This window comes from Hymenobacter sp. IS2118, from assembly GCF_000715495.1.
Taxonomy (GTDB): Bacteria; Bacteroidota; Bacteroidia; order Cytophagales; family Hymenobacteraceae; genus Hymenobacter.
Map to the genome: position 1 here is coordinate 43,460 of NZ_JNLX01000172.1, position 10,187 is coordinate 53,646.

Here is a 10,187-nt window from a genome sequence, read left to right on the forward strand (position 1 = left end):
TCGTCATGCTGAGCGAAGTTGAAGCATCTCTACCACGTAAGTAATCAACGGAAATCAACGATTGAATTACTGCTGCGGTAGAGATGCTTCGACTTCGCTCAGCATGACCGCCTTTTTGACTGTTTGACTAAGCAGTTACTACCGCGCCACCTCATACTGCGCGGCTTGGAGCACCTTCTTATACTCACTCGGGAACACCTTGACAAAGCGGCTGGCTTCCTCGGCCCAGTTGCTGAGCAGGAACCGGGCTACCTGACTGCCGGTGAGCTGCACGTGCTTGCGCAGCAGCACCTGAATGTGGTCCTCGTCCCCCGCGTCGAGCGGGTCGAGCTCCACCATTTCGGGGTTGCAGTTGTCGGGGAAGGTGCCATCGGGGTCGTAGACCCAGGCGATGCCGCCGCTCATGCCGGCCGCGAAGTTGCGGCCGGTTTTGCCCAGAATCAGGGCGCGGCCGCCGGTCATGTACTCGCAGCCGTGGTCGCCCACGCCTTCGACTACCGCTGTGGCGCCGGAGTTGCGCACCGCAAACCGCTCGCCGGCCTGTCCGCGCACGAACAGCTCGCCGGAGGTGGCCCCGTACAGCGCCACGTTGCCGATGATGATGTTCTGCTCCGGGACAAAGCTGGCGTTTGCCGCCGGGAAGATGGCCAGCTGCGCCCCCGACAGCCCTTTGCCCACGTAGTCGTTGGCCTCGCCTTCTAGCGTGAAGGACAGCCCTTTGACGCTGAATGCCCCGAAGCTCTGCCCCGCCGAGCCCTTGAAACGGTAGTTAATCGTGTTTTCGGGCAGGCCGGCGGCGTGGTAGCGCTTGGCAATCTCATTCGAGAGCAGCGTGCCGATGGTCCGGTCGGTGTTATGAACGTCGAAGGAGGCAAAGACCGGAATCCGCTCGTTGATGGCCGGCTGCGCGTGCTCCAGCAGCTGCCAGTCCAGAATCTTGTCCAGGCCGTGGTCCTGCGCCTCGCTCTGATACAGGGTGCCGCCGGAGCTGTTGGCGGCCGGGTGCAGGATGCCCGACAGGTCCAGATGCCGCGCCTTCCAGTGCGTGAGGCCCTCCTTTACTTTCAGGAACTCGACGCGGCCCACCATCTCCCGGATGGTGCGGAAGCCCAGCTCGGCCATGATTTCGCGCAGCTCCTCGGCCAGAAAGCGGAACAGGTTGACGATGTGCTCCGGCTGTCCGGTGAAGAGCTTGCGCAGGTCCGGGTCCTGCGTGGCTACGCCCACGGGGCAGGTGTTGAGGTGGCACTTGCGCATCATGATGCAGCCGCCGGCCACCAGCGCGGCCGTGGCCACGCCCCATTCCTCGGCCCCCAGCAGGGCGGCCACGGCCAGGTCGCGCCCGGTTTTGAGCTGCCCGTCGGCTTGCAGCACCACGCGGCTGCGGAGCTGGTTGCGCACCAGCGTCTGGTGGGCTTCGGCCAGGCCCAGCTCCCAGGGCAAACCGGCGTGCTTGATAGACGAGATGGGCGAAGCGCCCGTGCCGCCGTCGTAGCCGGCAATCAGAATCACGTCGGCGTGGGCCTTGGCGACGCCCGCCGCGATGGTGCCCACCCCCGCCTTGCTCACCAGCTTCACGTTGATGCGGGCGGCGCGGTTGGCGTTTTTCAGGTCGAAAATCAGCTGCGCTAAATCTTCGATGGAGTAGATGTCGTGGTGCGGCGGCGGCGAAATCAGACCCACGCCGGGCGTGGCGTTGCGCACCCTGGCAATCCACTCGTCCACTTTGTGACCGGGCAGCTGGCCACCCTCGCCGGGTTTGGCACCCTGGGCCATCTTGATTTGCAGCTCGTCGGCATTGGTCAGATAATGCGCGGTCACGCCGAAGCGGGCCGACGCCACCTGCTTGATGGCTGAGCGCATGGAGTCGCCGTTGGCCATCCGCTCGTAGCGCATCGGGTCTTCACCGCCCTCGCCGGTGTTGCTTTTGCCGCCGATGCGGTTCATGGCAATGGCCAGCGTGCTGTGCGCCTCGTGCGAAATCGAGCCGAACGACATGGCGCCGGTGGCGAAGCGCTTCATAATGTTTTCGGCGGGCTCCACCTCATCCAGGGCAATGGCCTCGCGGTGGTGGGCAAAGTCCAGCAGGCCGCGCAGGGTGAAGTGCCGCTCCGGCTGCTCGTTAATCAGCGCCGCGTAGCGCTGGTAGGTCGCGTAGTTGTTGGTGCGCGTCGCGAGTTGCAGCAGATGAACCGTTTCGGGGTTGAATGTATGCACCTCTCCGCGCCGGCGCCAGGCATACACGCCGCCTTCGGGCAGCAGGTTCTGCTCTTCGGGCGTACTGGTTTTGAAGCCCTGCAAGTGCTTGTAAAGCGTCTCACGGGCAATTTCATCGAGGCCCAACCCGCCGATGCGGGTCACGGCGCCGCAGAAATACGCATCCACCACTTCCTGATTGATACCGACAATCTCAAACACCTGGGCGCCGTGGTAGCTCTGCAGGGTCGAAATTCCCATCTTCGAGAAAATCTTCAGCAGGCCGTCGCACACTGCTTTGATGTAGTTGTAGGCCAGCCGGGCGGCATCATGGGCCGTGGCAAACTGCCCCGCCGCGTGCATGGTGCTGATGGTCGAAAGCGCCAGGTACGGGTTGATTGCCGTGGCGCCAAAGGCCAGCAAACAGGCAAAATGGTGGACTTCCCACACGTCGCCGGCTTCTACCACGAGGCCCACCGAGCCCCGGAAACCCAGCTTAATCAGGTGGTGATGCACGGCCGACACGGCCAGCAGCGACGGTATCGGCGTGTGCTCGGAGTCGACGCCCCGGTCCGACAAAATCAGGACTTCAAAGCCGTCGTTCACCGCGTCCTCGGCGTAGCGGCAGAGGCGGGCGAGGCCATTGCCCAGGGAGCCGGGCTTGCCGTCGGCCTTGAAATACGTTTGCAGCGTCTTGGCATTGAACATGCCCGTGTCGATGCTGCGCAGCTTTTCCAGCTCGTGGTTGGTGAGGATGGGCTGGCGCAGCGCCACGCAGTGGCAGTGCATCTTATCCTCGTCGAGGATGTTGCCGTTGTTGCCGATAAACGTGGCCAGGCTCATCACCAGCCGCTCCCGAATGGGGTCGATGGGCGGGTTGGTGACCTGCGCGAAAAACTGCTTGAAGTAGCTGCTCAGGTGCTGCGGCTGGTCCGAAAGCACGGCCAGCGGCACGTCCACGCCCATCGAGCCGATAGGCTCCTTGCCCTCCAGCGCCATCGGCGTGAGGATGGCGTCGATGTCTTCGCGGGTGTAGCCGAATACCTGGTGGTACTTGAACACCGAGTCGGCGGCCAAATCGGTGAAGGCCAGGCGCGGCTCCGGCAGCTCTTCCAGCCGAATCTGGTATTCGTTCAGCCACGCGCCGTAGGGCTGCCGGCCGGCGGCCTCGGCCTTCAGCTCATCATCAGTAATAATGCGGCCGGCTACGGTATCGACCAGCAGCATTTTGCCGGGCTGCAGGCGGCCCTTCTGCACCACCGTGGCCTGGTCGATTTCAAGTACGCCGGCTTCGGAGGCAACCAGCACGCGGCCGTCGGTGGTTTCGACGTAGCGCAGCGGGCGCAGGCCGTTGCGGTCGAGCATGGCGCCAATCTGCCGGCCATCGGTGAAGATGAGCGCGGCCGGGCCGTCCCAAGGCTCCATAAAGGTGGCGTGGAACTCGTAGAACGCCTTTTTGAGCGGGTCCATTTGAGTGTTGCCGTCCCAGGCTTCGGGCACCAGCATCATCATCACGTGCGGCAGCGAGCGGCCCGAATGCAGCAGGATTTCGACAATGTTGTCGAGGCAGGCCGAATCCGACTGCCCGGCGTCAATCACGGGCAGCAGCATATCCATTTCCTCTGACGAGAAGTACGGCGATACGTAGTTGCGCAGGCCGGCGTAGAACCAGTTCAGGTTGCCGCGCAGCGTGTTGATTTCGCCGTTGTGGGCCAGCAGCCGAAACGGCTGGGCTAGCTTCCAGCTCGGAAACGTATTGGTCGAAAAGCGCGAATGCACCATGCCAAACGCCGACGTCATCCGCTCGTCACTCAAATCAGGGTAGTAGCTGCGCACCTGATAGGTGGTCAGCATCCCTTTATAAACAATGACTTTGCAGGAGAGAGACGAAAAGTAAAAAGCTTCTGATTCCTCGCCGGCCGACTCCGTCATCATCTTCTGAATGAGCCGCCGCAGCACGAACAGCTTCCGCTCAAAGTCGTCGGCGTTGCTGATGCCGGCCGGCCGGGCCACAAACACCTGCTCCATCACCGGCGCTGCTGCCAGGGCCGTTGGCCCAATCCCGGCCGGGTTCACCGGCACCGGCCGGTAGCCCAGCACCGGCATCCCGAGGCGGGTGGCGGCGGCGCTGATGGCGGCGTGACAGGCGGCGCGGGCCGTCTCGTCGCGGGGCATCTGCACCATGCCCACGCCGTAGCAGCCGGGTTCGGGCAGGCGGATGTTGAGGGCCGTACACTGCTCCAGCAGAAACCAGTGCGGCACTTGCAGCAGCAGGCCGGCGCCGTCGCCGGACTCGGCGTCGCAGCCGCAGGCGCCGCGGTGCTCCATGTTTTCGAGCATGGTCAGCGCATCCGCAATTATCTGGTGCGACTTGCGGCCGTTGAGGTAGGTGATGAAACCAGTCCCGCAGGCATCGTGCTCAAATTCGGGCCGGTACAGGTCCTGGGCATTGTCGGGAAAGGGTTTCGGGGCGTTGAAAGTCATAGCAGAGGGACCGTCAGGGAGCAGCAGGGTGAAATCAGCCCGTTGCGCACATTTATTACAAGTACCGTCCCGGTGCGGCTTAGCTGCATAGTATTATCCGCTGCTTTACTATTTCTAGTTCATTTTATAGATTTGTAAAATATTGATAGATAGTAATTTGTATAGAAATAATGTACGAATTCAAAACCAGTGACGCGCCCCATTAGGTCGCGCAGCGCGCAGCGGAGCATGACCTAACGGGCTATGAAGACGACTCCAGCCCTTTACTTCGCTGCTGTTACGCAGCTCAGACGCCAACCTCACCCCCTAACCCCCGGTTCGCTTTATGCGCGAAGCCCCAGGGGAGGGGGAACTAGTTTTTAGATTTAAAATCTAGTAGACTATTCTTTTATGCCTAGAGCTAGTTCCTCCTCTCCACGGGAGAGGGGGCTAGGGGGTAAGGTTAGCGTCTGAGGTGCGTAACAGCAGTTACTTCAGCAGCGTAAACTTGCGTTGCATGATTTCCTGCACCGGCCGGTTTTCAATCTTGCTTTCCAGCCAGGAAATAATGTCCAGATACATGAATGGGCGCCGCTCGAACGGATTGGTCGCGATGGCGGTGAGCTGGTTTTTGAGCGCCGCAAAGGCGTTTTTCAGCTCCTGCGGATTCAGGTCGCCCACGGTGCGCAGGAACCGGAAAATGGCCACCTGCATTTGCTGCTGGTCGTTCATCTTGCCCAAAAACCGGTACACGGATTTGATTTGGTAGTCCAGGCTCTCGTCGCGGCCGGCTTCGTAGTGCGCAATCAGGTTCAGAATGCGGGCAAAGCACTGGATGTCCTCGCGCAAGGCGCTGTCGCGGAACTGAATAATTTTGGTGAGGTATTCGATGGCCTTGCCAAAATCGCCGCTGCCGAAGTACAGGCTGGCAATCTTATAGTAGAACACCATGAGGCGGTGCGGGTCGAGCTGGGGCTGAAACTCGGCGAGGCGGGCCAGCAGCGGCGGCACAATGCCCAGGCCCGCGCTGAACTCGCCCCGCATGAAGTAAGCGTTGATGCGGTTGGTGTAGATGTAGAGGAACAGCAGCACCTCAATGTTGGGGCTGGAGCGCCGCTCCGGGTCGGCCGCGAAGGCTTCGAGCGTGGCCAGGACTTCGTTGAATTTGCTGTAGTACAGCATGTTGTAAGCCGATACCAGTAGGTTGTGCAGGCCCTTGAGGTAGAGCATGGTTTGCTGCTCGCGCATGGCCGGGTAGCGGGCAAACAACGTCACCCACTTGTGGGCGTAGCGGTAGCAGGCCGCAAAATTCTGCGTGATGGTGTGGTACCACACGTGGGCCTGGTAGTAGTACAGCTCCTCAAAAAAGTCCGGGTTCGTCATGTCCACGCCCTGCAGGGCACCGCGGAAAAACGTGGTGAGCTGCTCGTAATCCTGCTGGTGGCGGGCGTGCCCGATTTGCAGGTAGAAGCCGTACATGCGCAGCGCCAGGCTTGATAGGCGGTGCTGCTGGCCCACGTGGTCCACCAGCGCCAGGGCCTCGGCCGCCAGCTGTTCGGCCCGGCCCTGTAGGCTGCGCGTGATATACTGGGCTTCGATGAGCTTCTCAAAATCGAGGGCTTGCAGGGCAATGTGGGCCATACCGGCCTGCTGGGCGGATATTTTCAGGCGTTCGAGCATGCGCAGGCTCTGCTGGTAGAGGCCGCGGTTGTAGAGCACGCGGGCATAGTCGAGCTGTTCGCGGAGCTGAATGTCGAGGTTCTGGCCGGCGTGGTACATGCGCAGGCTGGCCAGCAGCTGCCGGTAGAGGTTGGCCTTGAGGTTGGCGAGCTGCACCTTTTTGAGGGCCGGTGCCTGGGCCAGTACCCGTTCGTCGTCGTAGTGCGGAGCCGCGTCGAGGGCATCGAAGAGCTGCAGAAACTTCAGGCCATCGGTGGAGCCCTGCCGGTTGGCAAACAGCCGGAAGTGGCGCTTTTCAGAGCGCGTGAGCGACTTAATCAATTGAAAAACCGGGTCACTGCTTTCGTTGGGCATCGTAATATGTAATTACACTAACCACTTATAATGAGTTTGTTACGAGCAAAAAAATCTTGCTTGGAAATAGTAAGCCCTCTGGAAATAAATTCTTCGTGAGCAAATACGTCCGCTAAAATTGCATTCAGTAGCCGGCGGCAAATGCTTACGGCCCAGGTTACAAATTTCCTTTTTGGAGTGGCGGCGGTGGCGGCCCGCGCGGCGCAAGCTAAGCACGAACCCCGCGCCTCGTTCCGGTTAGCGCCCATTTTTTATGCTCATGAGCTTCTTCTTTCAGCCCGTCGTCCTCGTCATTAACCAGCCGTCGGGCTGAAAGCTCCTTCTTGCCTGCAAGCAAAAAGCCTTTCTCAGCCCCGCGCTCGGAAAGGCTTTTTGTTGACCGAACCTTCGTCACATCCTTCCTGCTTTCATGTATTTCGACGACAATACCCTTGTTTATCTCGATGGCGAATTCGTGCCCGCCGCGCAGGCCACCTGCGGCGTCTACGCCCAGTCGCTGCACTACGGCTACGCCGTTTTTGAAGGCATTCGGGCCTACAATACGGCGCAGGGTACCCGCATTTTCAAGGCCCGCGAGCACTACGAGCGGCTGCATTACTCCTGCCAGTCCATTGGCCTGCCGCTCACTTATTCGGTGGAGGAGCTGACCGAAATCAGCTACCAGTTGCTGGCCAAAAACAACCTGACCGATGCCTACCTGCGGCCGCTGGTGTTTGCCGCCACCCCGCACATGACCCTGACTGCGCCCCCGGCCAGCAACCTGATGCTGGCCGCCTGGCACTGGGGCAAATACCTGGGCAGCCAGAGCCTGCGCCTCACGGTTTCGCCCTACGAGCGGCCCAACCCCAAGGCCGTGCCTATCGAAGCCAAAGTATCGGGTCACTACGCCAACTCCATCATTGCCAGCTCCGAAGCCAAAGGCCGCGGTTTCGACGAAGCCCTGCTGCTGGATATGAACGGCTACGTGGCCGAAGGGCCCGGCGCCAATTTTTTCGTGGAGAAAGACGGGGCGCTTTTCACCGCGCCCGGCGGCAGCATCCTGCGCGGCATTACCCGCAACACGGTCATCGACCTGGCCCGGAGCGCGGGAATCACCGTCACCGAGCGGTTTTTCCGGCCCGACGAGCTGCGTGGTGCCACCGGCGCCTTCATGACTGGCACCGCCGCTGAAGTCGTGGGCGTGGCCTCGGTCGACGACGTGGTATTCGCTACGCCGTTCGAGCACACGCTGGGCGCGCAGCTGGCCGCGCGCTACACGGCGCTGGTGCTGGGCGAAACAGCGGCGGCGGAGGCGTCTTAGAATTTGCTGTAAATAATCTCTTTAAAAAGGACTTAGGCAACTGAATTCCTAACGAATTTTCTCGCAGAGGTCCGCAGAGGTAAAACGCGGAGGTTCGCAGATTTTGCTGCCGGACCTCTGCGGACCTCCGCGTTTCACCTCTGCGAACCTCTGCGAGAAACAAATGTGCATAAGTGCTATCCAAAACGGTTGCCAACAAACCCTCATGATTCTCAACAAATTCAGCCGCATTTACACCCAGGACGACAGCTTGCCGGCCGCGCAAGCCATGCTCATCGGGGCGGGGCTGGCGGAGGACGACTTGCGTAAGCCGTTCGTGGGCGTGTGCTCCACGGGGTTTGAGGGCAACACCTGCAACATGCACCTCGACGGCCTGGCCCAGGAGGTGAAGCGCGGCCTGGCCGCCCAGGGGCTGGTGGGCCTGCGCTTCAACACCATCGGCGTGAGCGACGGCATCACTAACGGCACGCCGGGGATGCGCTACTCGCTGGTGTCGCGCGAAATCATTGCCGACTCCATTGAGGCGATGGCCGGGGCCCACAACTACGACGCCCTGGCCTGCGTGGTGGGCTGCGACAAGAACATGCCCGGCGCCCTCATGGCCCTGGCCCGCCTCAACCGCCCGGGCCTGCTGGTGTACGGCGGCACTATCAAGGGCGGCAGTTACAAAGGGCAGTCGCTCAATATTGTGTCGTGTTTTGAGGCGTACGGGCAGAAACTGCAAGGGCAGCTTTCGGACGAGGACTACCGGGGCATTATCCGCAACGCCTGTCCGGGGCCGGGGGCCTGCGGGGGCATGTACACGGCCAACACGATGGCGGCGGCCATTGAGACGCTGGGCATGTCGGTGCCGTTTTCGGCCTCGGCCACGGCCGTGAGCGCGGCCAAAACCCAGGAGTGCCTCGACACCGGCCACTACCTGCGCCTGCTGCTGGAGCGCGACATCAAGCCCCGCGACATTCTCACCCGCGAAGCCTTCGAGAATGCCCTCGTGGTAACCACCGTACTCGGCGGCTCCACCAACGCCGTCATTCACCTCATCGCCATTGCCAACGCCGCTGGTGTGGCGCTCACGCTGGCCGATTTCCAAGCCGTGAGCAACCGGGTGCCGGTGCTGGCTGATTTGAAGCCCAGCGGCCGCTACCTCATGGAAGACCTCTCGGCTCTGGGCGGCGTGCCCGCCATGCTCAAAACCCTGCTCGAAGAAGGACTAATTACCGGCGACACGCTCACCGTGACCGGCCAGACGCTGGCCCAAAACCTAGCCCAAATCCGGCCTCTGGGCGCCGGGCAGGACTTGCTGCGCCCCTTTTCCCAGCCGCTGAAAGCCGACGGCCACATCCAGATTCTTTACGGCAACCTGGCCCCGGAGGGCGCGGTGGCTAAGATTTCGGGCAAGGAAGGCGAGCAGTTTGCCGGCCCGGCCATCGTGTTCGATTCGGAGGAGGCAGTGAACGACGGCCTGGCGCGGGGCCTGGTGGCGGCCGGTCACGTCGTCGTCATCCGCTACGTGGGGCCCAAGGGCGGGCCGGGCATGCCCGAAATGCTCAAGCCCACCTCCGCCATCATGGGCGCGGGCCTGGGCGATAAAGTAGCCCTGATTACCGACGGCCGGTTTTCGGGCGGCACCCACGGCTTCGTGGTCGGGCACGTGTGCCCCGAGGCGTACGACGGCGGCCCCATTGCCCTGGTTGAAAACGGCGACTGGATTGCGCTCGATGCCCGCGCCAACACCATCGAGCTGCGAGTGGAAGCCGCCGTGCTGCAAGCCCGCCGCGCCCGGTGGCAGCCGCCCGCGCCCAACGCCCCGCGTGGGGTGCTGCGCAAGTACATCCGCACCGTGGGCAGCGCCAGCACCGGCTGCCTTACGGATGAATAAATTATTAGTAGTCAGGTTATTATTTATGGATTCGTGCCTGGCTGCGGTACCTAACCCCCTAACCCCCTCTCCAAAAAAGAGGGGGGACTAGCACTAGTTCTAAAAAGCCAATTGCTAGAGGAAAAGACTAGAAACTAGTTCCCCCTCTTTTTTGGAGAGGGGGCTAGGGCGTGAGGACATTAAGAAATGAGTTATTCATCTAAGCCAATCAAGTGCTGCTCCGATATGCCAGAACGCGAGGAAGGAAACGATGGTCTTCTCGTAGCGGGTGGCCAAGCGGCGATACTGCTTCATGCGTCCGAAAAAGCGTTCGAT

The 10,187-nt window shown here is 61.5% G+C and carries 5 protein-coding genes; 2 read left to right on the plus strand and 3 right to left on the minus strand.

Annotated features, from left to right (window positions below; all coding sequences use genetic code 11):
- Window positions 1-138: 138 nt before the first annotated feature.
- The gene (gene gltB / locus GM79_RS18175; protein ID WP_051719048.1) at window positions 139-4,680 is read right to left on the minus strand and encodes a glutamate synthase large subunit; all 4,542 of its coding nucleotides are present in this window, start codon (window positions 4,678-4,680) and stop codon (window positions 139-141) included.
- A gap of 468 nt (window positions 4,681-5,148) precedes the next feature.
- Window positions 5,149-6,693, minus strand: a complete 1,545-nt coding sequence (locus GM79_RS18180; RefSeq protein ID WP_035566820.1) for a hypothetical protein — start codon at window positions 6,691-6,693, stop codon at window positions 5,149-5,151.
- 409 nt (window positions 6,694-7,102) lie between these two features.
- On the opposite strand from GM79_RS18180, the gene GM79_RS18185 reads away from it, so the two are divergent.
- Together GM79_RS18185 and ilvD are read left to right on the plus strand one after the other, a co-directional pair.
- Window positions 7,103-7,993, plus strand: a complete 891-nt coding sequence (locus tag GM79_RS18185) for a branched-chain amino acid transaminase (protein WP_035566822.1) — start codon at window positions 7,103-7,105, stop codon at window positions 7,991-7,993.
- A gap of 205 nt (window positions 7,994-8,198) precedes the next feature.
- Entirely contained in the window at window positions 8,199-9,872 is a 1,674-nt protein-coding gene (gene ilvD, locus GM79_RS18190; RefSeq protein ID WP_035566824.1) for a dihydroxy-acid dehydratase, read from the plus strand.
- Between the two features lie 195 nt (window positions 9,873-10,067).
- Here ilvD and GM79_RS26585 read toward each other — a convergent pair whose 3' ends face one another.
- Window positions 10,068-10,187: a transposase gene (locus tag GM79_RS26585; RefSeq protein ID WP_410471173.1), complete on the minus strand. Its 120-nt coding sequence runs from the start codon at window positions 10,185-10,187 to the stop codon at window positions 10,068-10,070.

Bases quoted from the DNA above. Each gene is read 5' to 3' on its own strand.
- ilvD (WP_035566824.1), top strand. From the start codon at position 8,199: ATGATTCTCAACAAATTCAGCCGCATTTACACCCAGGACGACAGCTTG.
- GM79_RS18185 (WP_035566822.1), top strand. From the start codon at position 7,103: ATGTATTTCGACGACAATACCCTTGTTTATCTCGATGGCGAATTCGTG.
- gltB (WP_051719048.1), bottom strand. From the start codon at position 4,680: ATGACTTTCAACGCCCCGAAACCCTTTCCCGACAATGCCCAGGACCTG.
- GM79_RS18180 (WP_035566820.1), bottom strand. From the start codon at position 6,693: ATGCCCAACGAAAGCAGTGACCCGGTTTTTCAATTGATTAAGTCGCTC.